This is a genomic window from Psychroflexus gondwanensis ACAM 44, from assembly GCF_000355905.1.
In the GTDB taxonomy this organism is placed as follows: Bacteria; Bacteroidota; Bacteroidia; order Flavobacteriales; family Flavobacteriaceae; genus Psychroflexus; species Psychroflexus gondwanensis.
The window spans coordinates 13893-37640 of sequence record NZ_APLF01000005.1; the positions used below are offsets into that span (position 1 = coordinate 13893).

Annotated in this window: 23 protein-coding genes; 10 read left to right on the plus strand and 13 right to left on the minus strand. The window is 34.8% G+C overall.

Going from position 1 to position 23748, the window contains the following annotated elements; translation table 11 throughout:
* Positions 1-9 precede the first annotated feature (9 nt).
* Positions 10-504: a YkgJ family cysteine cluster protein gene (locus tag PGOND44_RS05735; RefSeq protein ID WP_040555837.1), complete on the plus strand. Its 495-nt coding sequence runs from the start codon at positions 10-12 to the stop codon at positions 502-504.
* Here PGOND44_RS05735 and PGOND44_RS05740 read toward each other — a convergent pair.
* The gene (locus PGOND44_RS05740; RefSeq protein WP_003438226.1) at positions 494-1873 is read right to left on the minus strand and encodes a pyridoxal phosphate-dependent decarboxylase family protein; all 1380 of its coding nucleotides are present in this window, start codon (positions 1871-1873) and stop codon (positions 494-496) included. The two genes, PGOND44_RS05735 and PGOND44_RS05740, sit on opposite strands and share 11 nt — an antisense overlap.
* Positions 1874-1952: 79 nt before the next feature.
* Here PGOND44_RS05740 and PGOND44_RS05745 point away from each other — a divergent pair, with 79 nt between their 5' ends.
* From PGOND44_RS05745 to PGOND44_RS05765, 5 genes are read left to right on the plus strand one after another with little or no spacing between them, the layout of a single operon-like run.
* Positions 1953-2483 (plus strand): cysteine dioxygenase, encoded by a 531-nt coding sequence (locus PGOND44_RS05745; protein ID WP_003438229.1) that lies wholly within the window; start codon positions 1953-1955, stop codon positions 2481-2483.
* Between the two features lie 8 nt (positions 2484-2491).
* Positions 2492-3325 (plus strand): 1,4-dihydroxy-2-naphthoyl-CoA synthase, encoded by an 834-nt coding sequence (locus tag PGOND44_RS05750; RefSeq protein ID WP_003438232.1) that lies wholly within the window; start codon positions 2492-2494, stop codon positions 3323-3325.
* Positions 3326-3365: 40 nt separating this feature from the next.
* Entirely contained in the window at positions 3366-3947 is a 582-nt protein-coding gene (locus PGOND44_RS05755) for an SPOR domain-containing protein (RefSeq protein WP_003438235.1), read from the plus strand.
* A gap of 4 nt (positions 3948-3951) precedes the next feature.
* On the plus strand, positions 3952-4467 hold the full coding sequence (locus PGOND44_RS05760; protein ID WP_003438238.1) for a PH domain-containing protein: 516 nt from the start codon (positions 3952-3954) through the stop codon (positions 4465-4467).
* Positions 4460-5995: a PH domain-containing protein gene (locus PGOND44_RS05765; protein WP_003438241.1), complete on the plus strand. Its 1536-nt coding sequence runs from the start codon at positions 4460-4462 to the stop codon at positions 5993-5995. The genes PGOND44_RS05760 and PGOND44_RS05765 overlap by 8 nt, the downstream gene beginning before the upstream one ends.
* On the opposite strand, the gene PGOND44_RS05770 is transcribed toward PGOND44_RS05765, so the two are convergent.
* The 7 genes from PGOND44_RS05770 to aroQ form a co-directional block, all read right to left on the minus strand.
* Complete coding sequence (locus PGOND44_RS05770; protein WP_003438243.1) at positions 5992-6468, minus strand: PAS domain-containing protein; 477 nt, start codon at positions 6466-6468, stop codon at positions 5992-5994. The genes PGOND44_RS05765 and PGOND44_RS05770 overlap by 4 nt on opposite strands.
* Before the next feature lie 147 nt (positions 6469-6615).
* Positions 6616-9027 (minus strand): alpha-ketoacid dehydrogenase subunit alpha/beta, encoded by a 2412-nt coding sequence (locus PGOND44_RS05775; protein ID WP_003438245.1) that lies wholly within the window; start codon positions 9025-9027, stop codon positions 6616-6618.
* 210 nt (positions 9028-9237) lie between these two features.
* Complete coding sequence (locus tag PGOND44_RS05780) at positions 9238-12261, minus strand: AAA family ATPase (protein ID WP_003438250.1); 3024 nt, start codon at positions 12259-12261, stop codon at positions 9238-9240.
* The gene (gene sbcD / locus PGOND44_RS05785) at positions 12258-13469 is read right to left on the minus strand and encodes an exonuclease subunit SbcD (protein ID WP_003438260.1); all 1212 of its coding nucleotides are present in this window, start codon (positions 13467-13469) and stop codon (positions 12258-12260) included. Before sbcD ends, PGOND44_RS05780 begins: the two co-directional genes overlap by 4 nt.
* An 8-nt stretch (positions 13470-13477) precedes the next feature.
* Positions 13478-14158 (minus strand): DUF2490 domain-containing protein, encoded by a 681-nt coding sequence (locus PGOND44_RS05790; RefSeq protein ID WP_003438263.1) that lies wholly within the window; start codon positions 14156-14158, stop codon positions 13478-13480.
* Between the two features lies 1 nt (position 14159).
* Positions 14160-14732 (minus strand): hypothetical protein, encoded by a 573-nt coding sequence (locus tag PGOND44_RS05795; protein ID WP_003438274.1) that lies wholly within the window; start codon positions 14730-14732, stop codon positions 14160-14162.
* A gap of 12 nt (positions 14733-14744) precedes the next feature.
* Positions 14745-15161, minus strand: a complete 417-nt coding sequence (gene aroQ, locus PGOND44_RS05800) for a type II 3-dehydroquinate dehydratase (RefSeq protein ID WP_003438296.1) — start codon at positions 15159-15161, stop codon at positions 14745-14747.
* Between the two features lie 113 nt (positions 15162-15274).
* Here aroQ and PGOND44_RS05805 point away from each other — a divergent pair, with 113 nt between their 5' ends.
* Genes PGOND44_RS05805 through PGOND44_RS05815 form a run of 3 tightly spaced genes read left to right on the plus strand, consistent with a single transcriptional unit; the run spans position 15275 to position 18219 of the window.
* Positions 15275-16048, plus strand: a complete 774-nt coding sequence (locus tag PGOND44_RS05805; RefSeq protein ID WP_003438297.1) for a LexA family transcriptional regulator — start codon at positions 15275-15277, stop codon at positions 16046-16048.
* On the plus strand, positions 16049-16705 hold the full coding sequence (locus tag PGOND44_RS05810; protein ID WP_003438298.1) for a DUF2461 domain-containing protein: 657 nt from the start codon (positions 16049-16051) through the stop codon (positions 16703-16705).
* 11 nt (positions 16706-16716) lie between these two features.
* A complete protein-coding gene (locus PGOND44_RS05815) occupies positions 16717-18219 on the plus strand; it encodes a BCCT family transporter (RefSeq protein ID WP_003438299.1) in 1503 nt (500 codons plus the stop codon).
* A gap of 8 nt (positions 18220-18227) precedes the next feature.
* On the opposite strand, the gene PGOND44_RS05820 is transcribed toward PGOND44_RS05815, so the two are convergent.
* On the minus strand, positions 18228-19463 hold the full coding sequence (locus PGOND44_RS05820; RefSeq protein WP_003438300.1) for a 3-deoxy-D-manno-octulosonic acid transferase: 1236 nt from the start codon (positions 19461-19463) through the stop codon (positions 18228-18230).
* 86 nt (positions 19464-19549) lie between these two features.
* Between PGOND44_RS05820 and PGOND44_RS05825 the strand changes: the two genes are divergently transcribed.
* A complete protein-coding gene (locus PGOND44_RS05825; RefSeq protein WP_003438311.1) occupies positions 19550-20716 on the plus strand; it encodes a DegT/DnrJ/EryC1/StrS family aminotransferase in 1167 nt (388 codons plus the stop codon).
* A 51-nt stretch (positions 20717-20767) separates the two neighbouring features.
* On the opposite strand, the gene PGOND44_RS05830 is transcribed toward PGOND44_RS05825, so the two are convergent.
* From PGOND44_RS05830 to PGOND44_RS05845, 4 genes are read right to left on the minus strand one after another with little or no spacing between them, the layout of a single operon-like run.
* Positions 20768-21043, minus strand: coding sequence for an ATP-dependent Clp protease adaptor ClpS (locus PGOND44_RS05830; protein WP_003438314.1), 276 nt, complete (start codon positions 21041-21043; stop codon positions 20768-20770).
* 45 nt (positions 21044-21088) lie between these two features.
* Positions 21089-21913, minus strand: a complete 825-nt coding sequence (prmA, locus tag PGOND44_RS05835; RefSeq protein WP_003438318.1) for a 50S ribosomal protein L11 methyltransferase — start codon at positions 21911-21913, stop codon at positions 21089-21091.
* Position 21914: 1 nt separating this feature from the next.
* A complete protein-coding gene (gene tpiA, locus PGOND44_RS05840; protein WP_003438322.1) occupies positions 21915-22667 on the minus strand; it encodes a triose-phosphate isomerase in 753 nt (250 codons plus the stop codon).
* Between the two features lie 10 nt (positions 22668-22677).
* A complete protein-coding gene (locus PGOND44_RS05845) occupies positions 22678-23748 on the minus strand; it encodes an ABC transporter permease (RefSeq protein WP_040555838.1) in 1071 nt (356 codons plus the stop codon).

Below are 23748 nucleotides of genomic sequence, written 5' to 3' on the forward strand. Positions count from 1 at the left end.
ATTTGTAATATGGATGAGTTTTTAAAACAATTGCCAGAGATGGCCAAAGATAAGCATAAAGCCCATAAAGATTTTTTCAAAAGATTGAAAAAGAAACCACCAAAGCACCTCGATCAAACTATGCAACAACTCCATGAGGAGACTTTTGAAGAAATAGATTGTCTTACTTGTGCTAACTGTTGTAAAACCACGGGCCCTTTATTTTTAAATAAAGATATCGAGCGCATCTCCAAACACTTTAGAATGAAACCTTCAGTATTTATAGATACTTATTTAAGAGTTGATGAAGACAATGATTATGTCTTACAAAAAGTTCCATGTTCGTTTTTGGGTGAAGATAACTATTGTTCTATTTATGATGTTAGGCCAAAGGCATGCTCCGAGTTTCCTCATACGGATCGGAAAAAATTTCAGCAAATTTCTAAACTGACTTTAAAAAATGTTGAAATTTGTCCCGCTGCCTTTAAGATTGTCAAAAAAATGACCAAGCAGATTAAAGTGTAACTAAGTCTTGATGTTTTTCGGCAACATAAGTTTCCATTATTTTGAAGAAATTCAAAATATCTTTGTCTCTATTATTGCTATTTATGGTGACAAGTCTCACAAATGTTTTACCATCAAACTCACCGTAACCCACCATTAATTTCCCGTCTTGGTATAAAGAATTGCATAAATCTTTTGGATCTATGTTTTTATAATTGAAGCATACAGAAATAGAATCTTCAAAAGAATACAATTCATAGTCGGAGTGATTCTTGACGTAAGTTCTAGCCGTTTCTGCCAAGTCAAATTGTTGATTCACCATTTGTTCTAAGCCTTTGGTTCCAACAGATTTCCATAAGGTCCAAAATTTTAGAGCATCGTTCCTTCGTCCACATTGTAAGGAGGTTTTCCCTAAATTATACTCATCTCCATCCGTTTGGTATAGATAATCGGCCTCACAGGCAAAGGAATGCTTAAGGTTGTGTTTTTCTTTAGTAATCAAGATAGAACAGCTCAAAGGAACGTTCAACATCTTATGAGCATTAAAACTAAAGGAGTCTGCGTGTTCAACTCCGTTGACCAGGTGTTTATACTTTTCACTAAAAATTACTGAACCACAATAAGCCCCATCAACATGTAGCCATAGGTTTTTATAATTCTTTGTGACATGATGTATAGCTTCAATATCGTCGAAAGCTCCCAAAACAGTTGTCCCTGCAGTAGCATTCACGAAAAATGGCTGAAATCCTTGCTTTAGATCTTCTTCAACTTGATTTTGAAGCGCTTTTGGCTTCATTTTTCCAAACTTATCGGTTTCTATTCTTCTTATTTGTGAGATTCCAATTCCGCCGAACATGGCGTTTTTGGTAATGGAATAGTGCGAAGTATCTGAAGTATAAATAATCATTTTTTCAGAAACACCTTCAAACTTTATATCTCTGTTATAAGCATCTCTGCCCATAAGCATGGCCATAAAATTACTCATGGATCCACCAGGAGGAAAGGTGCCATCTGCATTTTCGCCAAAATTTAATATTTTGCAAACTTTATCTATAATGGCCTTCTCAATACCAACTTGTGGTCCCGCAACTTTGTAAGTATACATGCTGTTGTTGAGCATTACGGCCAAGAGTTCTCCTAGAGTGCCTTTATAATTTCGACCACCAAATAATTGATTGAAAAACAATTTTGTAGAAGTTCTAGGAGTGCTTAAAACGACATCTTCTAGTAAGGATTCAAACTTCTCTCCATCAAGTCCTTCAGCATCTAAATCCAAATCCAAAGTTTCAAAAAGTTGTTCGGCTTCAATTGGTTTTACAACCCCTTCTTTTTGCTCGTGATCTATAAGTTTTTGTGAAATTTTTTGAAATACTTTGAGGTCTGCTTGCATAAGCCTTTTTTGAAATTTATATTTACTAACATTGAATATTTTTCAATATGTATAAAAATACTTAAAAAATTTAGACTCCTTGGAAAGCATCACATCTTTAAAGAAACTTTTAGAAATATTACCAACTTGTAGGGGACAGGATTATTTTGAAATTGCACAACACCTGTCAATTCCAGAAGTGGATTTAACGCCTTATGCATTTTGGTCTCAAGAGACCTACACGAGGAACTGTGTTTCAAGAACTTCTAAATACGAGTTACTTCTATTATGCTGGGAAGAAGGGCAAGAAACTCCTGTTCATTGTCATAATGGAGAAGAGTGTTGGGTGTATTTGGCTGAAGGTAAGCTTAGGGAAAAACGATACGTCGAGGTAGATGAAGATTTGGAAAAAATAGCAGATGTGCAGATGACTCAAAGTCGATTATCCTACATGAACGACGCTTTAGGGTATCACTCTTTGCATAACCTTAATAAAGGACGATCGATAAGTCTTCACCTTTATGTAGGACCTATAGACGAATGTTCTGTTTATATAACAGAAAAAGATGAATTTGTATTTAAGGAACTAGACTATTATTCCAAAAACGGAGAAAAACTTTCACATAAATAAAAAATAAAATGAATTGGACTACCGCTAAAGAGTACACAGATATTACTTATAAAAAATCTAATGGTGTTGCAAGGATAGCCTTTAACAGACCAGACGTGAGAAATGCTTTTCGTCCTAAAACGGTTAACGAACTTTTTGATGCGTTTTTGGATGCAAGGGAGGACACTAGCATAGGTGTAGTTCTATTTTCGGGTGAAGGCCCATCTTCTAAAGATGGTAAATATGCATTTTGCAGTGGTGGAGATCAAAATGCAAGAGGTCACCAAGGTTATGTAGATGATGACGGCACCCCAAGGCTCAATATTCTTGAAGTACAAAGATTAATTCGCTTCATGCCTAAAGTGGTTATTGCCGTTGTGCCAGGTTGGGCTGTTGGTGGTGGGCACTCTCTACATGTCGTTTGTGACTTGACGTTGGCAAGTAAAGAGCATGCTATATTCAAACAAACCGATGCAGACGTGACGAGTTTTGATGGTGGATATGGTTCTGCTTATCTCGCTAAGATGGTAGGGCAAAAGAAAGCTAGAGAAATATTTTTCCTAGGCAGAAACTACAGTGCTCAAGACGCTTATGAAATGGGAATGGTGAATGCAGTGATTCCTCATGAAGACTTAGAGTCTACGGCTTATGATTGGGCTCAAGAAATACTTCAAAAATCTCCAACTTCTATCAAGATGTTGAAATTTGCTTTTAATGCTACAGATGACGGTATGGTAGGGCAACAAGTCTTTGCAGGAGAGGCTACTAGACTAGCCTACATGACTGATGAAGCAAAAGAAGGAAGGGATGCATTTTTAGAAAAAAGAAAACCAAACTTTAAAAATATCAAATGGTTTTCATAAATTAGATTTTAATAACTGATAATCAATAACTCACACATCTATGCCAATCCTAACCGAAGAAGAACTTCAAGCAATCGTTAATAAAGAAACGGAAGCGAAAGTCAAAATTGAAGAGAAGAATAAAACTATAATTGAGCTCGCCGAAGAAAAGAAAGATTTAAAATCACAAAAAAGGGGATTTTTAGCTTCTACTGTCATCTTGGCAATTCTTTTTTTAGTACTTCTTTTTACTGTTATTTTTCAACCGAATCTAATAAATACGAACAATGGCACTCAGCTTGAAGAAGGCGAACAGATTGTTGAAACCTCATCCATAGAGAATTATAACAATAGAATTACAGAGTTAGAATCTCAAGTATCTATGTCTACTAGTCCATTAAATCTAAATGAATTCTATGCAGTTCAATTAGGCGCTTTTAAGAAATTTAATATCAAACTATCGTCAGATGATTATAGTGTAGTTCATAATGCTAATTTCAGAGATTTTAATTTATTTACCTTAGGAGTGTTTGAAACTGAAGCCGAAGCTGAAAAACTTCTAGAAATAGTAGCAAAACTTGATTTTAAAGATGCCTTTGTAGGTTACTATAAAAATGGAGAGCGAGTAAAATCCAATTATTGAATATATGAATTTTGAAAATTTAGAAGTACATATTGACCAGTTACCCGATTTTAAATCTGTTGAGCTTAATTCAGTCCAAAAACGGTATAAAAAACTGATCTGGATAAATGAGGGGCTTGTCTTTATCTTGCTTTTTGCGTTACCAATTGTAGCTTTCTTTTTTGAACCCGTTCCTATATGGATTCCTATTGTGGTCTTAGCAATCTTAAGCTTTGTCTTAGCCTTGCGGGCTACTGAGATTGAAAAAGGTTTCCCCTTGAGGTTATTTGGAATAAGACAATACGATATTATTTACCAATCGGGTTTCTTTTATTTTACTGAGACTGTGATTCCTTATAATAGGATACAGCACGTGGAGATTAAGCAAGGTCCGCTTTCTAGGTTTTTCAATTTGTATTCCTTAAGACTGTATACCGCTGGTGCTTCATCGGGAGACTTAATTATTGATGGCTTGGATAAAGAGACAGCTCAAAAATTGAAGGCTAAGGTTCTTGCTAAAACCACCATCATAGATGAGTAATATAGATTTTTCAATTCCTAGATTACAGTCTTTCAATGGTATTTTTCTTATCTTTTTTACAGACCTGATAAAACGAGTCCGTCAAAATATCTTCATTTTGGCAATTCCTTTTTTTAAGAAAAACTTATTACAAGACTACGGAACTTACATTATTATAGGATTGATTTTATTGGTTGTTCTTCAATTTGTCTTCTCATACCTATCCTATAGAAAGTTCAAATTTTCAATTCAAGAAGATGCCTTTCATTTAGATCAGGGAGTTATTAAATTAAGTCATGTCGAAATTCCTTTTGAGAGAATTCAAAACATAAATCTTCAACAGAATCTCTTGCAGCGATTTTTAAATGTAGTAGGTTTTGAAATTGAAACAGCAGGAGAAGGAACTGCCGAAATTAAAATCAAAGCTTTAGACAAAGATTTTGCTCAATCTTTAAAAGATAAACTTATTAAAGAAAAAGAGCGTAGAGACGAAGATGAATTACAAATTTTGGATGATGAAAGTGCTTCGGATTCTAAACTAGATGAGCCTTCCGAAAGAAACGAAGAGCCTTCATTGCTCTTTAAATTAAGTTTCAACACTCTACTAAAGGTGGGTATTAGTTCCAATCTTTTTAAAGGGGTTGGTTTATTGCTTGCTTTTTTAGCTTACGCTTATAACTTCGTCAGGGATTTCTTAACTCAAATCTACGATCTCAATCTTGAAGAAGATTTTAAAAATAGAATTCCTGAAACTCTAACATTCATTTCAATTTTAATTTTTGGTGTTATATTCATTGGTTTTTTTATTACGGTAATGACTACGGTTTTAAAATACTATAATTTAAAAATCACCAAAAACCAAGAAAATTTTGAGGTGGAGTACGGTCTTTTTAAAAGAATTAATAAAGTTATAAAAAAAGTAAAGACCCAAATTTTTGAGATAAGGACAAATCCTATTAAGAAGCTGTTCAAAATAAAGAGTATATATGTAAGCCAAGCGGCTTCCAATCAACTTTCTGAAAAGCAAAAAATAGGAATTGTTGGAGTCTCTAAGCTTAATTTGGATTTGCTATTTAGATCTTTGTTTAATGTGGATCTGTCGGAGCAAGTGTACAGTGTTTGTAAATCACAAGCCAGACTTTTTTTCAGATACTTTTACCAAAGGCTAGCTATTATAGTCATCCTTTCGCTAATGGCCTATGCTTTCTATTTTAATTGGGTAAGTGGAGTTGGTATTTTTCTCCTACTGCTTATATTTATTTTTCTATCTATTTTAAAAGTGAAAAAAAGCAGTATAGGAATAAATTCAACTTTTATAAATGTAAGAAGTGGTTCTATTGAAACGATTCACAAGCTTATCGAAATTCACAAATTACAATCGGTGAAACTCAGTAGAAACATTTTTCAGCAGTATAATGGCCATGCCGATTTAATATTGGAAACTGCTTCAGGCTCTCTTAATGTAGAATATCTAAAGGTAGAGGAGGCAAGGAAAATTCTAAATTACTTAATTTATAAAGTAGAGTCTACCAACAAAGATTGGATTTAGTTGAGCAAGGCTTCATTTTCAAGCGCTATGTAGTGTTCCACTTGATGGGCTGAGTTATGAACTGGGTAAATTTTTATCTCACACATATATTCACTTCCATCCTTTCTATAATTTACCATAGAAGTTTGGCAAAAAGATTCAGTAGCTAATTGAGTTCTGATTTGATCTAAGGCTACTCTAGATGTTTTTTCACCTTGTAAAATCTTAGGACTTTTATCTTTTACAAAAGCCAAACTGTAACCTGTCATATCTTTGAATCCTTCATTAACCCAAATGATGTTCTGGTTTTTATCTGTGATTATAATAGCCTTATATTCATTTTTAAAAAGGGTTTCCTCTATTTGAAAATCCCAGTTGAATTTCGTTTGAAATTTGACTAGCCTTTCAATATCTTTCTTCTTCTTTAGGGATTTTAAGAAATTAAAAACATATTCAGAATAAATATCCCACGATAACAACGGTCCTCTCTTCATTTTCAAAAAATTTTATAATTATTTGACTATCAACTTCCAAAGTTAGCTTTTAATAAAGTACAGCTATGTTCTATAATCGTTATTTAAAACATAAAATACCTTGACGATACTAGAAAGTCAAGGTATTTGACATAAAACCTAAGTTTACTATTTCAATTTTGGATAATCACTAGGCTTAAATTCGTTCATAATGGCATAGATTTTTTCAAAAACATCTTCAGTAGAGGGTTTTGAAAAATAATCCCCATCGGTACCAAAAGCTGGCCTGTGGGCTTTAGCAGTAAGCGTTTGAGGCTTGCTGTCCAAAAATCTGTATCCATCTTGAACATCTATAATCTGTTGTAAGATATAAGCTGAAGCACCGCCTGGCACATCCTCATCTACAACCAATAGTCTATTGGTATTCTCTAAACTTTTAACGATATCATGGTTAAGATCAAAAGGAACAAGTGATTGACAATCAATTATTTCTACGTTAATGTCAACGTCTTCAAGTTCCTTAGCAGCTTGCTCTATGATTCTCAATGTAGAACCGTAAGAGACAACCGTAATATCTTCCCCCTTGCGAATAGTTTCTACCTCACCAACGGGAGTTTTAAATTCTCCAAAATTGTCAGGTTTCTTTTCTTTAAGTCTGTAACCATTTAAGCACTCTACAATAAGTGCAGGTTCATCGCTATCCAACATGGTGTTATAAAATCCAGCGGCTTTAGTCATATTTCTAGGAACTAACACATTTATACCACGAATGAGATTTAAAATCCCGCCCATAGGTGATCCAGAATGCCAGATGCCCTCTAGCCTATGTCCACGAGTTCTCACGATAAGTGGTGATTTTTGTTTCCCTTTACTTCTATAAGCCGTAGTCGCTAAATCATCACTCATGATTTGTAATGCATAAAGCAAATAGTCTAAATATTGAATTTCTGCAATAGGACGTAAGCCTCTTAGTGACATTCCAATACCTTGTCCTAAAATAGTGGCTTCTCTTATCCCGGTATCTGCAACTCTCAATTCTCCATATTTCTCTTGTAAGCCTTCGAGCCCTTGATTGACGTCTCCAATTTTTCCTGAATCTTCTCCGAAGATTAGTGTTTCTGGGCGTGTCTCAAAAATCTTATCAAAATTATCTCGTAAAATAATTCTAGCATCAACTTCCTCTGCATCGTCTGCATATGTAGGCTCTACAGATTCAATTTGAGTAGCTCTACCTTTATATTCGCTCCATAAATGGCTGCTGTAGTCAGGTTGTGTCCGCTCAACGAAATCATCCATCCATTGGATCAATTGAGTCTTGGCACTAGACTCTTCGCCTCTCACATAGCGTAAAGCTTTTCTTGCAGAGGCAAGAACTACAGATTTTAATGGCTCATCATTATTTTTCAATTCTTCAACTAAAGTCATGACAGAGCTTTTATTCTCGGTAGAATTGGCAAGATCTGTCAACAAGCTGATAACGGTTTTATTCTCAGATTTTGCTGTTTTACCAAAGGCAGCCCAAGCGTCTTGTTTTCCTTTTCTAACGTCTTTCTTAACGGATTTTTCCAAGTCGCTCAACTCTTCGTCCGTTGCGAACCCATTAGAAATCATCCATTCCCTCATTTTTAAATTACAATCGTGTTCTTTTTCCCATTGTAATCGATCTTCATCCTTATAACGTTCATGAGACCCTGAAGTCGAGTGACCTTGAGGTTGAGTGACTTCTACAACATGAATTAAAACGGGAACGTGCTGCTCTCTTGCTATTTTTTCAGCCTTTTGATAGGCTTCAATTAAAGCTGGATAATCCCAACCTTTAACAACGAGTATTTCATACCCATTGGTATCTTTTTCTTTTTGAAAACCTTTAAGGATTTCAGAAATATTTTCTTTGGTCGTTTGCTTTCTAGCATGTACGGAAATTCCATAATCATCATCCCATACGTTTATGACCATAGGAACTTGCATCACACCAGCGGCATTGAAAGTTTCCCAAAATAGGCCTTCGCTTGTGCTTGCATTTCCAATAGTTCCCCAAGCGATCTCATTTCCGTCTATTGAAAACTGATCTGAATTTTGAATGCCGTTCACATGTCTGTAAATTTTGGAGGCTTGGGCCAGACCAAGTAGTCTTGGCATTTGGCCAGCAGTAGGGGAGATATCGGCACTTGAATTTTTTTGCTCAGTAAGATTTTTCCAACTGCCGTCTTCGTTTAAACTGTGTGTCATAAAATGACCACCCATTTGGCGACCACCAGACATAGGTTCTTCGTCAATATTTGTATTGGCATATAAACCTGCAAAAAACTGTTCTATTGATAATTGACCAATAGCCATCATAAAAGTTTGATCTCTATAGTAACCTGAACGGAAATCACCGTTTTTGAAGCATTTTGCCCAAGCGAGTTGAGGAATTTCTTTACCGTCCCCAAATATTCCAAACTTAGCCTTACCTGTCAATACCTCACGTCTACCTAACAAACTACACTCACGACTAGTGACGGCCAATTTATAATCTTCTAAAACTTCTTTCTTGAAATCTTCAAAAGAAATATCTTCTTTTTGAATTTTATCTTGCATCGTATTATTTTTTTGACTCTTGCGAAGATACTAATTTTCAGTGATAAAAGCTATTCCGTTCTACATGCTCTATTCCGTTTTTCGGAATTTGAAACAAATATTTTAGTATTTATTCAAAATATAATCGATTTAATGTCAAAAAGGCAATAATACGTTAATAAATGCTTCGTATTGTAAAGGAAACTCCAAACACTAGCTATAGGTTAAAATTTAGCTAATGACTTCCAGTTGACTATAACCTTGTGAGTTTCTATTGAGCACAATTTGAGTTTGGATACGTTCTTTTAGGGCACTTACATGACTTATGATACCTATAGTTTTATTACTTTCTGCTTGTAAGCGTTCTAAAGTGTCGAGAGTGAGATCCAAAGTTTCTGGATCTAGGGTACCAAAACCTTCGTCTATAAAAAGGCTATTGATTTCTACATTTTTGGAAGCTAAGTCAGACAGACCAAGCGCTAAGGCTAAACTCATCAAAAATGTCTCTCCTCCAGATAAGGTTTTAACAGACCGTCTAAGTCCGCCCATATGATTATCGATCACGTACAATTGATTTTTATCCTCACCAGTGATAAATCTATCGAGTTCATAGCGGTCATTAAGTTGTTTCAAACGTTTATTACCCAACAAAATAAGGCGTTGTAAGCTTAAGTCTTGAGCAAATTTATTGAACTCCGTTCCTGTGGCATCCCCTATAAGCCTGTTCAAAACCTCCCATTTTTTATTTGCTTTTTGGACTTCGGCGATCGAGTTTTGGATGGCTTTATATTCAGCTAAATTCTCTTTTTGATTGTTTAAAACTCGTTTAATGTCCTCGAGCTTTTCTCTTGTGGAATTTAAAGTTGCTTTGATGTCATCAATAGCGAATTCAGTCTTGTCTTTTTCTGTAAAGTGAATAAACTCTAAGTTTTTTAGTTGGTTCTCTAGTCCCCTGAGTTTTTCTTCTTTAACTTTTATGTTTTTGTCAATTTCACTTTTCCTATGAAGTAATCTATTATAATCTGAAGATTTCATCCTGGAAGCATTGGCCTCAGAAATATTAGCAAAGCCTTTATTTTCAAGTATTGATTTTAAACTTTGTTGGAGTTGACTTAGATTTTTATCAAGTATAGTTTTATCACTAGTTTGCTTGTCCACAGAGAATGAAGCTGACTTTAATTCTGAATGTAATTGATTCCATGCTTTTGTATAACTCGACACCAATCTCCCCAAATCATCACCTTCATAGAGGCTTTTCATTTTATCTCTGATGCTTTTTCCTTCTTTTTCAATATCAACAAGCTCTTCTAGAATTGAGATTGAACTTTGCAAGGCTTTTAGTTCAACTTTTAGGTGTTTATAGGTTTTGTAGTTTTCAATAGATTGTCTGGTCTTTTGTTCCAGATCAGCATAACTTTCATCTTCCTTGAGTATACTTAACTTTTTGAATTTTAAATCGAATTCTTCTTGATTTAAAGTGTGTTTAGAGTGTAGTTCCTTAATCTCCTTATCGAGATCTTCAATTTGTTTTAGAAGAGAGGAAAATTCAGCGTTTAAGTGTTGTAAATCTTTAGAGAGCTGTTTGGCTATTTCCTTAGCTCTAGCAATAGTCTTATCAAGATCTGAAATAACTTCAGGTAAATGTTCAGAATAAGGATGATCTATAGCGCCACAGACAACGCAAGGCTCACCCTTTTGAAGTTTTTGTCGAAGATCTTCCACTTCTAATCTTAAATTTTGATTGTCTTTTTTAGTCTGAAGAAGATCAACCTCTTTTTCAGCAGCTTTTAACTTACTTTCCTTTAGCTTGATTTGTTCAGGATACTCACTTTTCTTTTTATGGAATTCAGAACGTTTATTTTCCAATCTACGAAGTTGATCACCTAAATCTTTGAGGATTTTACTTTCATGACTAGCCTCCTTAAGAGTATCTCTAAGATGTTCTTTTTCTTGGATGCGCTCCTCTAGATTTTCGACATCCTCTAATTCTTTTTCAAGATTTTGAATTTGCCCCGAGCTTACCTCTGATTTACGAGTCAATTCTCCAATAAAACTGTCTAATCCTTGTTTTTGAAACTCTAAATCTAAGTCTTCAAGTTCCTTGTTAAGAAGTTGCTTTTTGGCAGAAAAGTCATGTAATTTCGAACTCCTTCTGGTGTTAAGTTCAGTGTAAGTTTTTTGTAATTTTTCTAATTCCGATTCAGCAGCTTTAGGGTCTACTTTTGTTTTTAATAGATTTTCTATTTTTTGGTGAAGGCTGTTAATATTAGAATTGATTTTGGTAATTTCTTCTTGTTCTCTAATTATCGAAGCTTTTAGGCGGTCTCCATCTTTTTGGAGACTGTTGAAGTCTTGCAGCTCGTCCTCAAACTCCAATGTTTTCTGATGTTGTTCCAATCGGTGTTGGTTTTCATTATAAAAGTTTTGTCTTTGGTCTAACAAAGTTTTAAAATCAGTTTTCGCTAAGTTTTCTTCGGAATTCAACTTCGCTTTTAATTTGAGTTGATCCAAATCCTTTTGGTATTCTGAAAGCTTTTTGTGTTCTATAGTCTCTTTTTCCCCTAGCTGCTTTAGATTCTGCTTAAAATCGCTTTCTGTTTCTTTTGAAATTAGCTTGTCTTGAAGGTTGTCTAAAAGGGTTTTTTGAGTGAGTATTTTAGATTTTAAGCTCATGTATTTTTCATACACTTTCTTGCCGATACTCCTATAGATGGAAGTGTTTGTGATTTTTTCTAAAAGCTCACTTCGTTCTTTTTCATTGGACTGTAATAAAGTTGCAAAATCCCCCTGGGAGAGTAATACGGATTTTACAAATTGATCGTAGGACAAACCAATTACTCGCTCTATCTCGGTAAGGACTTCTGTCTTTTTCTCGCTAAAAGAAGTTTTGGTATCGACATTCCAGAGGTCCATTTCATATTCTCTTAGCTTATCATTTCTATTGGTGGAGATAGACCAAGTTGCTTCGTAAGTCCCCAAATTACAAGAAAACTTAACTTTAGCGTAGGCTTCCTTTTGGTACTTTGTCAAAATACTGCCGTCTTGTTCGATTTTACTTTTAGTCACACTAGAGATTCTGGGCGTACGCCCGTATAATGCTAGACATATGGCGTCCAGTAAGCTGCTTTTTCCACTCCCCGTAGGTCCTATGATTGCAAATAAACCTCCAGAATTTAAGGGCGATTCGTCAAAATGAACTTTATGTTCACCTTTTAAGGAGTTGATGTTTTTAAAGGATAGACTTTCAATTTTCATTGTTCAGGACGGTTCAATTCATCTAAGATTTCTTCGAAGGCAGAGATGAGTTCTTCTTTGCTAGTTTCGGTTTCATCAACACTTTCTAATTTTTTATGGAAGACTTCCAGTGGTGTAAAGTCTGAGATTTGTTCTTCTGTTGATGTAATTCCACGAAGGCCTTCAGGCTTATATTTAAAACTTACTTTGTGCTTTACAATCTCACAAGCTTCAGCTTCAAAAGCTTCAATATACTCTTCTAATTCAATAGTCTTGGATGGGGAAAAGTGCTCTTCTTCCATTTCAATTTCAATAAGCGTTTGTAAAGGGTGAGTATTTGTAATTTCAGAAAGTTTCTGTTTAATTTTTTCTAGACTGCCTTTCACCAAGATCAGATCCCTGAACTTTGGAATAGAAATACTTTCGGGTTCAAAAGATTTAGAAGTGTCTATAACCAAAATGCGTTTTTCATTTTTCCGTTCGCTAAAGGAAAGCGGAGTAGGGGAACCACTATAAAAGATTGGGGTTTCTGAGTTAAGACGTTGAGGCTTATGAATATGACCTAAGGCGATGTAGCTGTAATTGCTACCAAAATGAGAAGCATCTAAGCCCGCTAAATTTCCAATTTGAATTTCACGCTCACTGTCAGATAAACTCACACCTTTGGCAAACAAATGCCCCATGCCTATAAGGGGAACATCAGGGTATTTTTTCTTAGCTAAACTAGCTGTTTCTTGGAAATGATAGGCAATACTCTGTTGTACAGCTTTTTGTTTGCTGTCATGATTTTCTGCATCGAAACGTTCTTGTAAATCTCTATTTCTAAGATAAGGCAAGGCTGCAATAACAAGTTCTACATTTTCATCCTTATAAATTGGAATAAGACAGTCTTGCAAATTTTCTGGGCGTTGCCCAATGACGTGTATATCCAATTCATTTAAAATAGCTTTAGGGGCTTCCAAAACACTTGGTGAATCATGGTTTCCTCCAGTAATAATAATTTTAAGATCAAACTTTTTTAATTCGATGAGCGTCCTATAATATTGGGTTCTGGATTCACTTGATGGATTCGAAAAGTCGAAGACATCGCCAGACACGAGCAAAATATCTATATCATTTTCAGGTAAAAACTTACACAACCAGTCGATAAAAAGATCAAAATCTTGATATAACTCTTTCTTATGTAGCTTTTTTCCAATATGCCAGTCTGCGGTATGAAGTATCCTCATAAATGTAACTAAAGGGTTTTATAATATCCGAATTTAAGCCATATCCGATGTCTAAATCGATTTTCGACTAAATAATCATCGGTTCTATAATCCAGTCCGATTTCAAATTTATTTTTGTCATCAATATAAAATCCCAAAGCAGTTGTTAATCTATTTTCAAGATCATCCTCGCCACTTTGTATCATATAAATTAATTCATTAGAAACAGTAAGATAGTTTTCACCATTGTCTAGGCTTTCACCTTGTAATGGAATTTGACCTTTAATTCTATAACGAGCCCTAAATAAGAGGGAAGCATTTTTAAAAAATGTTTGATCGATCCTCACCCGATGACCAATCCTAAAATTGGATTCTCGTTGTAAAATAGATACCTGTTGTATGGTTCTATGGGTGTTTTCGCCCTCTTCAATTCTATATTGGTAGCCGATATCTACTTTTATAAAAGGAGTTATTCGCCTGCCTATAAAGGTTTGTAAATCTGTTAAAGTATGTTCGTACTCAAGCTCTTCATTTAAATTTTCAGTATCATAAAATCCATGTTGAGATTCAAACTTATGAGTTATTGAATAATTTTTTAAAAGTTTATAACTTAGAGAGGCTTCTGGAAAAAGCCCAAAAGTTGTTCGGTTTTCTTGAGCATAAAATGAAGAAAAAAACAATAAGCCTATAATAGATATATAAATCCTCATATTAATAATCTAAGTTGTCTGTTAATTTTAATTTTACAGACCGTTTTTCTATTAATTTTCCATTGGCATCAAATAAACCTTCCCATAAGGTATTGTTTTTATCGGTTTTGCCATAATACTCAATTTCATAATTAATCACTAGATTTTCAATCTCATCTTCATCGATCAAATCTTCAAGATCGTCAGCTTCACCTGTGTATTGAATCTGTATCTTTTTAAGGGAATAACGGGTATAATTCGATTTGAAATAATCAAAGATTCCTTGATAAGCTTCTTCCCTGATCTCATTTTCTTTAATCTTAATCTCAATATTTTCAACGTTTCCCTTTAAGTCAAATTCAACACTGTGGAGATGTTTGTTTTGTTTCAATTTAGCCTCGTAGACCTCTTTTACTCCATCGGTCTGATAGTACCATTTGGTTCTTCGCTTTTGTTCAAAAGCATCTTTTAGCCATTCTTTGGCCTGTTTGGGGATTTCATCTTTTTTCACCCTTTTTTCTATTTCATTTTTTTCTTGTGCAACACCATAAGTGACACTAAAAATTATAAATAGCAATCTCAAATAATACGTCATAGTTTCTCTTTATTAATCTATAAAACTCCTTATAGCCAACTCATAGCTTCTTAACCCAAAACCAAGAATAACTCCAAAGGCATTAGGTGAAATATAAGATTGTTTCCTGTACTCTTCTCTTGCATGAGTGTTGGATATATGAACCTCGATCACAGGGGTTCCAATCGCTTTTACTGCATCTCCTATAGCAATGGAGGTATGAGTATATGCTGCTGCATTCAAAATAATACCATCTACATTATCGTCTGCTTCTTGTAATTCTGAAATTAATTCTCCTTCAATATTGGACTGGAAGTAAGATAATTCCAGCTCTTTAAATTGAAATTGGAGTTCGGTGAAGTAATCCTTAAAAGTAGACTTACCATAGATTTCTGGTTCTCGTTTTCCTAAAATATTGAGATTTGGACCGTTGATGATGTGTATTTTCATGAGCTTTAGCTTAGTCTTCAAATTTATTAAAATAATTCATGTCAAAATATTATATTTGATTAGGATTTTTTCCTTAAGTTTATGGAAATATTCCTAATTTAATCTTTTTTAATATGAAAACAGATTTACCTCTTGAAATTAAACGTTTTAAACAAATACGTGAAGAAAATAATTTTACCCAATCTGAATTTGCTGAGATTTTGAATATTAAAAATTCCACGTCAGATATAGAGAGAGGTAAAACCAAACTCTCGGGTCAAGTGATCATGATGCTATTGAAGGTGTTAGAAGTAAACCCACTTTGGTTATACGGAGAAAGCTTCCAAAAGAAATTGGATGTTCATCATATCAATTCTATGCCAAAAATCATTTCTATGGATGAAACCAATTCTAGAGAAAATATGCTTTTGGTCAATCAAAAAGCAGCAGCTGGATATCCTCAAAATATAGGAGATGCAGAATGGTATCATCAACTCCCTGCTTTTGAAATGCCAATCCCTCAATTTAGAAATGCAACCTATAGAGGGTTTCAGGTAGAAGGGGACAGTATGGAGCCCAATTTACATCCTGAAGATTGGGTTTTGGGAAAATCTGTGGAGAGCTTACAACAAGCCCTAAATCATAAAGTATATGTGTTTGTGCTTCAAGATTCGGTTTTGGTCAAGAAATTACACAAACATCCTAATTCTCATAAGATTTCTCTAATTTCTACAAACTCTTATTATCCTCCTTATGAGGTTGAAGCCTCAGAAATCCAAGAGATTTGGGAAGTAACCAGTAAACTTACCTTTTCCATCAATGAAAATTCAGAAAATAGTATGCTTAAAAAGTTAGAGCAATCTATGGAAGATCTCAAAACGCAACTCAATACACTAAAACCTAATTAAATGAATTTTGAACGTCTATTCGGTTTTTTGGAAATACTAAATGCCAACAATAGTAAAGAGTGGATGGATGAGCACAGAGGGCAGTATGAAACCGTAAAAGCAGACTACGTTAAATGGTTAGAAGATCTCGACCTTCAGTTGTCTAAGCTCGATGAAAATTACTATTCCTCTTCAGGCAAAAAAGCCATCAATAGGATTAATAACAATCTATTATATCATCCTAATAAGCCTACTTATAAAGATCATTTTGGAGCGGGATTGGATAAGAGACCCAAAACAGGGGACTTTTACATTCATTTAGGTATTGAAGAATGCTTTGTAGCAGGTGGTTTTTATAAACCAAAATCCGAACTTTTAAAAAGCATACGAGAAGCCATCGATTATAATGGAGATGAGTTCAAAAAAATAATCAATACCAAGTCTTTTCAAAAGCATTTTGAGGGTCTGATGGAAGATGAGGACCAGTTGAAAACTTCTCCAAAGGGATTTACACAAGACCATAAGCACATAGACTTACTTCGTCTAAAAAGCTTTGCAGCCATGAAGCCCTTCAATAGAAAAGAAATTTTGGCAGATGACTTTAAAGAAAAAGTAATAGAAGCTTACAAAGTTATGCTCCCCTTCAGGCGCTACTTAAACAAAGCGGTGACTGTGTAACACGAAAAGCTTTGAAAACTTTCCAAATTAAAAATAAGGTTTTTGTTTACAGTGTGCTATTTTTCCTAGTCTTAGGAGGTTTGCTCATCACCATTCCTAATCGGTCTTATATAATCATCGATAGGTTATCCTCCTATGTTTTAGATGTATTCGGTCAATTATATCTTTTTGCAGGACTTTTTATTTTATGTTTTCTTATTGTATTGGCCTTAAGTCCAATCGGTAAAATAAAGCTTGGAAATTCAAAACCAAAGTATTCAACAGTCTCTTGGATTGCGATGATGTATTCCACAGGAATGGGAGCTGGTATAGTCTTAAGAGCAGTCCAGGAGCCAGTCTATTTCTCTCAGCATCCTGGAGTCAACATAAAAGGCTCTGAGGAAACTCATGCGTTAATGATGACTTTTTATCATTGGGGATTTACCGCATGGGCGTTTTATGGCCTATTTTCTTTGTTTATAGCATACCTTCTATTTGTTAAGAATAAGAATATTCAACTTAGTCACCTTATTCCTCATATTCAAAACAATAAAGTAAACAATTCCATAGACTTGATTACAGTTATTACAATAGTCTTTGGTGTGGTGAGTGCAGCAGCCCTTGGGGTTTCACAAATTGAAAGTGGCATTTCTTATGCGACAGAAACAGCTTTTAATTTTTCCCTCATTTTATGCATTTGTACCACTGTTTTTTTAGCTGCCATCATTTCCTCCGTCAGGGGACTTTCCAAAGGAATTAAGAATCTTTCTTTAATCAATATCGGTCTCACTTTGGTTTTAATGTTTTACGTCTTTTTGTTTAGTGATCAGGCTTCCATCTTTCTTACTATGGTTGAGGCTATTAAAGATCTAGTTACCAATTTTTTCACCCTGAGTCTAGCTTTTTCACCCTACGATTTCAGTAAAGAGTTCCTATCCGACTGGACGTATTATTACTGGGCATTTTGGTTGGCTTGGGCTCCTTTTACTGGTATTTTTATCGCAAGGATTTCCAAAGGACGAAGCATAAGAGAACTCATCACTGGGGTCCTTCTCATCCCTAGTTTAGGGAGCTTTATTTGGTTTTCAGTTTTTGGGGATTCTGCTTTTCAGCTAATTAACCAAGGAGCAGTAGACATAAATGCATTTAATGATGTGTTTACTTCTATTTTTGTTTTCCTTCAACAGTATCCTTTAGGCAGTGTCAGCATTATTTTGGCTTTGGTTTTATTAGTTGGTTTTCTTATCACCTCAATAGATTCTGCGATTTACGTCTTAGGTATGTTTTCTAATCTGAAGAGTATTCATCCTTCTCGACTTCATAAGATCACTTGGGGGATAGGTTTGTTTGTTATTACTTTGGGATTTCTTGTTTTAGGCCAAACGGGTCGCGCAGAAAATACACTGGAAGCAGTTCAAAAAATTTTAGTTATTAGCTCGCTTTTCTTCTTATTCCTATGTTTTATTTTCATGCTATTTTTTATGATAGATGTGATAAATCAGTATAGAAATAATAAGCATAAAAACGACACGTAGTGACTCACCTAAAATTCAATCTTATCTAAGATATGCTGAGTAGCTCCAGCCTCAGAATTGACAGAATGACCACAAATCTGCCCACTCTTTTCTCTAAAAGTTGAATTGATTATCAGTTTTTCAAATATCTTTTCAAATTCAGTTTGGTTAGATACACTAAAAAGACCACCCAATCTTCTCAAAGAAACCGCTTCTGGAAAGTTTTTGAAGTTATCCCCTATGAGGATAGGAATTCCAAATGCAGCAGGCTCTAAGATATTATGTAAACCGCTGTTTCCCATTCCACCTCCTACGTATGCCACATCGGCATAGCTGTAGATTTTAGTCAGTAAGCCTATTGTATCAACAATTAAAACATCGAAGTCAGCTAAATTATTATGCTCCAATTCTGTGTAGCAGATCACCTTTTTGGTAAGGGCTTTTTTTAACTTCTGAATTTGTATGGGCTTAATTTGGTGAGGAGCAATTACCACCTTAATTTTGAAAGAAGCCTTATCAATAACGTCCAAAAATAAAGCTTCATCTTCTGGCCATGTACTTCCAAAGACGACGACAGGTTCATCTGAATCTGTAAACGATTCCATAAATTCAAGTTTATTATCCATACTTAACTGAGAGATGACTCGGTCGTAGCGTGTATCCCCAGATAAACTAGAATTATCAAAATGATGCCGTTTTAATAATTGAAGAGAGTCTTCGTTTTGTACAAAAATGTGATTGAATTTACCTAAAGCTTCTGCCATGAAGCGTCCCAAAGGTTTGAAGTAAAGTTGGTCTTCTCTAAATACACCAGAAACCAAATATGTTTTAATGTCTCTTTTAGCTATTTCATCCAAGAAGTTTGGCCAGATTTCATATTTGATGAAAAAGGCAATTTCTGGTTGAAGGATATCTAGAAAAGCCTTGGCATTTTTAGGGGTATCAATCGGTAAATAGGTGATAATATCCAATTTAGAATCCTTCTTTTTTACTTCATAACCAGAGGGTGAAAAAAAGCTAACAGCAATTTTATAGGTTGGATGCGATGTTTTTAATCGGTTTATAAGCGGTACTCCTTGCTCATATTCACCAAGCGAAGCAGCATGAAACCATATAATCTTATCATTTTCAGAAACTTGGGCGGCTAGTTTTTGTTTCCATTGAGTTCTACCTTTCACAAATAATTTCAACTTTGGACTGATGAAACTGAAAGATGGCAAAATCATTTGAGTACAGTGGATGAGAATCTGATAAAATAATTTCAAGTTTTATTTTTTTCAAAAATAAGCTTTTAGTCGAATTGGCTCTTTAAATACTTTATATTCTTATTTTTGTAAAAGAAAAATAAACTATGAATAAACTGCAGATGGTTGACCTTAAAGGTCAATACGAGAAAATAAAAGATGAAGTTGATAAGTCTATCATAGAGGTTGTAAACTCAACAGCTTATATTAATGGTCCAGCTGTCAAACAATTTCAAGAGAATCTAGAAAATTATATGGGCGTAAAGCACGTTATTCCTTGTGCTAATGGAACCGACGCCTTACAGATTTCTATGATGGGTCTCGGACTAAAGCCTGGGGATGAAGTGATAACTGTAGATTTCACCTTTGCTGCAACCGTCGAGGTCATTGCTCTTTTGAATCTAACCCCTGTTCTGATTGATGTAGATAAAGACACCTTTAATATCGATTTGGAAAAGCTTAAAAAAGCGATTACTCCCAAGACTAAAGCAATTGTTCCTGTTCATCTATTTGGCCATGTTGCACAAATGGAGGAAATTATGGAGATTGCCAAGGCTCATAATTTGTTTGTGATTGAAGATAACGCACAAGCTATTGGTGCTAATTATACCTTTAAAAACGCTACTCAACAGAAGGCTGGAACCATTGGTGATGTTGGTGCTACTTCTTTCTTTCCTTCCAAAAATTTAGGTGCTTATGGAGATGGAGGCGCTATTTTCACAAATAACGATGAGTTGGCCCATACGCTAAGAGGAGTAGTAAATCATGGTATGTACGAGCGTTACCATCATGATGTCGTTGGAGTTAATTCTAGATTAGATAGCATACAGGCTGCCATTTTGGATATTAAACTCAAACACTTGGATGATTTTAGCTCAAGCCGACAAGATGCGGCTCGTCAATATAATGAGGCTTTAAGCAAATCTGAACATATCGAAATTCCAAAGACTGAAACTCATAAAGCTTGTGATAATTCAAAAGGCATTTGTGATACTTGCGATTGTCATGTCTTTCACCAGTATACCATCAAGATTAAAAATGGCAAGCGTGATGAGCTAGTGAACCACTTTAAAGAAAAAAATATTCCACACGGAGTCTATTATCCAATTCCACTTCACTTGCAAAAAGCTTATAAAGATGAGCGATACGACGAAAAAGAGTTTACAGTAACTAATAAGTTGGTAGACGAAGTTATCTCTTTACCAATGCATACAGAACTCGATAAGGAGCAAATTGATTATATCACTTCTGAAATTTTAAAAGTAGTGGGATAAGCTTATCGATTCTTATAAGAAATTAAAAAGCCTCGAACATCGAGGCTTTTTTTATACTATTTCAGCGCTAATCCCTGCTTTCAGGATTTCGGTACATCGAGGTTTTAGATCTTCAAACTCTCCGGACTTTACGGCGCATTTTCCTTTATAATGTATGAGTAGGGTACATTGCTCTGCTTGTATAGCGTCGTGATCACAGGTTTTGATGAGTGTTTCTATCACATGGTCAAAGGTATTTACCTCATCGTTGTAAACGATAATTTCATGTGAATCCGTAAGTTTTTCCTCAACGTCAACTTCTTCTAAAACTTCTTCCTTAACACTCATTTTTCAAATTTTTTACAAATATATAGAGAATTCCCAAGGCGGGTTTTAATTTTTTGTGAATTTGGCAGCCACCCAGTTCTCTTTTATCTGATTCTTAACGAATGTCAACTCTTGTTTATTTGCTTCTTCTTTAATTAAATCAAGATCTTCTTTATAAAACCCACTAAAATAAATAACACCTTCAGATTTAAGGTGAGAAGAATATATTGACATGTCTTTTAATAAAATGTTCCTATTGATGTTTGCTAAAATGATATCGTACTCTTTCTCAATTTTTTCTGCTCCTCCTAAAAGAATATTTCCTTTACACGAGTTTCTTTCTAGGTTTTCTTCAGTATTTTCTATGCACCAAGTATCTATATCTATATAATCTACAGATTGCGCTCCTCGTATATCTGCTAATATGCCCAACACTCCAGTGCCACATCCCATGTCTAAGACACGTTTGCCTTTGCAATCTTCTTCCAAGAGCATTTCAGAAATTTGATAAGTCGTTGCATGATGTCCAGTACCGAAAGACATTTTGGGCATTATAATAATATCAATTTCAGATTCTGTTTTAGGATGAAAAGGAGCTCTTATCGTACATCGCGTATCTATATGAATCGAATGGAAGTTTTTTTCCCATTCTTCATTCCAATTCACTTGAGGAATTGATGTTTTAGTGTACGATATTTTAAATTCATCAGATTTTAAAATAAATAAATTTTCTACTAAATCATCTTCATCTTTAGATTCTTCGATATAAGCTAGAAGACCACTTTCGTGATCTTCAAAGCTTTCAAAAGGAAGCTCACCCAGCTCAGCAAGAATGATATCTCTACCTGGTTGGAGTGGGAGAACTTTAAAATTATATTCTATATAAGTCATATTAGAAGGACATCACAATTTCAGCAAAACTATCTGCATCTAGAGAAGCACCACCTATAAGCCCACCGTCAACATCTTTTTTAGCAAAAATCTCTTTAGCATTATTTGGTTTAACGCTTCCTCCGTAAAGAATAGAGGTTTGATCGGTGATCTCTTGGCTGTATTGTTTAGCTAAAATCTTGCGGATGTGTTCATGAATCTCTTGGGCTTGTTCTGGAGAAGCTGTTTCTCCTGTTCCAATGGCCCAAACTGGTTCGTAAGCAATCACTACACCTTTCATTTGTGAAGCCTCAATATGAAAAAGACCATTCTTCAATTGTTCTTCTACCACTTCAAAATGTTTGTCTGCTTTTCTTTTTTCTAGAACTTCACCGATACAGAACATCACTTTAAGGTCATGTTTCAGAGCGGCAGTAACTTTCTTTGCAAGTAAATTATCGGACTCTTCATAGATGGCTCTTCGCTCACTATGTCCAATGATAGCGTATTCAACACCAACACTTTTCAACATGCTTGGAGAGATTTCTCCAGTATAAGCGCCTTTGTCGTTTTCATTGATGTTCTGAGATGAAATCTTTATAGAAGAATTTTCTAAGGTTTTGTGAGCTGCATACAAGTTGGTGTAAGGTGGGGCAACGATAACTTCTGCGTTAGATTTAGAAAAATCTTTTTGTTTTAAAGCATTTAAAAGGTGTTGTGATTCATCTAAATCACAATTCATTTTCCAGTTTCCTGCTACAATTTGAGTTCTCATAAGTATATTTTTAAGTTATTCTTGGATCTAATAATTTATATATGATATCTACGAAGATATTAATAATGATAAAAATGATAGCTATAGTTAACACAGCTCCCATTATAATTGGCAAATCTAAGGTATTCAAAGCGTCTACAATTTCTTTTCCCAATCCATTCCATCCAAAGATGTATTCTACAAAAACAGCTCCAGCAAGCATAGAAGCAAACCATCCAGAAATAGCAGTTATAACAGGGTTAAGGGCGTTTTTAAGACTATGTCCAACAATTATGGAATAGGTGTTTAAGCCCTTTGCCTTTGCAGTCCTAATATAGTCTTGTTGAAATACTTCTAGAAGTGAACTCCTCATTAGCTGAACTACAACAGCCAACGGACGAATGCCTAGCACCAAAGCGGGGAGAATTAAATTTTTGAAATGCAACCGCTTTTCTTCTCCAAAATCATCCAACTCATATAGATTTCCTGTCATGTTGAGACCTGTGTACTCTTGAAGCACAAAACCAAAAAGCCAAGCCGCAAGAATGGCGCTAAAAAAAGAAGGTAAACTCATTCCAAGAGTGCTTAAGACTTGTATGCCTTTATCGATCCAAGTATCCTTTTGAAGGGCAGAAATGATTCCTAAGAAAATACCAATTAGCAAAGCCACTATGATTGAGGATATAGCCAAAATCGCTGTATTGGGTAAAGTTTGCTTAATAATATCAACTACGTCTTGGTCTTGTCGTTGAAATGAAGTTCTTAGGTATGGATATTTAAGATACAAACCTCCTCTGGAGAGGTTTAGTAATTTTATCCCAGAATATTTATCATCTTCAAAGTAAGTGAAATCTGAGGCTTCTTGACTATGCCAAGACAATGGGGATAAATCGTTGAGATAGAGGAGGTATTGCTGACTTATAGGCTTATCGAACCCATATTTTTCTTTTTGTTTCTGAAGTTGTTCCTGGGTTTCATTTTGCCCTAACATCATTTGAGCAGGGTCTCCAGGTAAAACGCTAAATAAAAAAAAGATGACAGTGACTACACCAAAAACAGTTATGAGAGCATAGCCTACCTTTTGAAAAATCAATTTTAGCAC

Excerpts from the sequence above, each read along its gene's own strand:
- PGOND44_RS05735 (WP_040555837.1), top strand. The coding sequence starts at position 10 with ATGGATGAGTTTTTAAAACAATTGCCAGAGATGGCCAAAGATAAGCAT.
- PGOND44_RS05740 (WP_003438226.1), bottom strand. The coding sequence starts at position 1,873 with ATGCAAGCAGACCTCAAAGTATTTCAAAAAATTTCACAAAAACTTATA.
- PGOND44_RS05750 (WP_003438232.1), top strand. The coding sequence starts at position 2,492 with ATGAATTGGACTACCGCTAAAGAGTACACAGATATTACTTATAAAAAA.
- PGOND44_RS05755 (WP_003438235.1), top strand. The coding sequence starts at position 3,366 with ATGCCAATCCTAACCGAAGAAGAACTTCAAGCAATCGTTAATAAAGAA.
- PGOND44_RS05760 (WP_003438238.1), top strand. The coding sequence starts at position 3,952 with ATGAATTTTGAAAATTTAGAAGTACATATTGACCAGTTACCCGATTTT.
- PGOND44_RS05765 (WP_003438241.1), top strand. The coding sequence starts at position 4,460 with ATGAGTAATATAGATTTTTCAATTCCTAGATTACAGTCTTTCAATGGT.
- PGOND44_RS05770 (WP_003438243.1), bottom strand. The coding sequence starts at position 6,468 with ATGAAGAGAGGACCGTTGTTATCGTGGGATATTTATTCTGAATATGTT.
- PGOND44_RS05775 (WP_003438245.1), bottom strand. The coding sequence starts at position 9,027 with ATGCAAGATAAAATTCAAAAAGAAGATATTTCTTTTGAAGATTTCAAG.
- PGOND44_RS05780 (WP_003438250.1), bottom strand. The coding sequence starts at position 12,261 with ATGAAAATTGAAAGTCTATCCTTTAAAAACATCAACTCCTTAAAAGGT.
- sbcD (WP_003438260.1), bottom strand. The coding sequence starts at position 13,469 with ATGAGGATACTTCATACCGCAGACTGGCATATTGGAAAAAAGCTACAT.
- PGOND44_RS05790 (WP_003438263.1), bottom strand. The coding sequence starts at position 14,158 with ATGAGGATTTATATATCTATTATAGGCTTATTGTTTTTTTCTTCATTT.
- PGOND44_RS05795 (WP_003438274.1), bottom strand. The coding sequence starts at position 14,732 with ATGACGTATTATTTGAGATTGCTATTTATAATTTTTAGTGTCACTTAT.
- aroQ (WP_003438296.1), bottom strand. The coding sequence starts at position 15,161 with ATGAAAATACACATCATCAACGGTCCAAATCTCAATATTTTAGGAAAA.
- PGOND44_RS05805 (WP_003438297.1), top strand. The coding sequence starts at position 15,275 with ATGAAAACAGATTTACCTCTTGAAATTAAACGTTTTAAACAAATACGT.
- PGOND44_RS05810 (WP_003438298.1), top strand. The coding sequence starts at position 16,049 with ATGAATTTTGAACGTCTATTCGGTTTTTTGGAAATACTAAATGCCAAC.
- PGOND44_RS05825 (WP_003438311.1), top strand. The coding sequence starts at position 19,550 with ATGAATAAACTGCAGATGGTTGACCTTAAAGGTCAATACGAGAAAATA.
- PGOND44_RS05830 (WP_003438314.1), bottom strand. The coding sequence starts at position 21,043 with ATGAGTGTTAAGGAAGAAGTTTTAGAAGAAGTTGACGTTGAGGAAAAA.
- prmA (WP_003438318.1), bottom strand. The coding sequence starts at position 21,913 with ATGACTTATATAGAATATAATTTTAAAGTTCTCCCACTCCAACCAGGT.
- tpiA (WP_003438322.1), bottom strand. The coding sequence starts at position 22,667 with ATGAGAACTCAAATTGTAGCAGGAAACTGGAAAATGAATTGTGATTTA.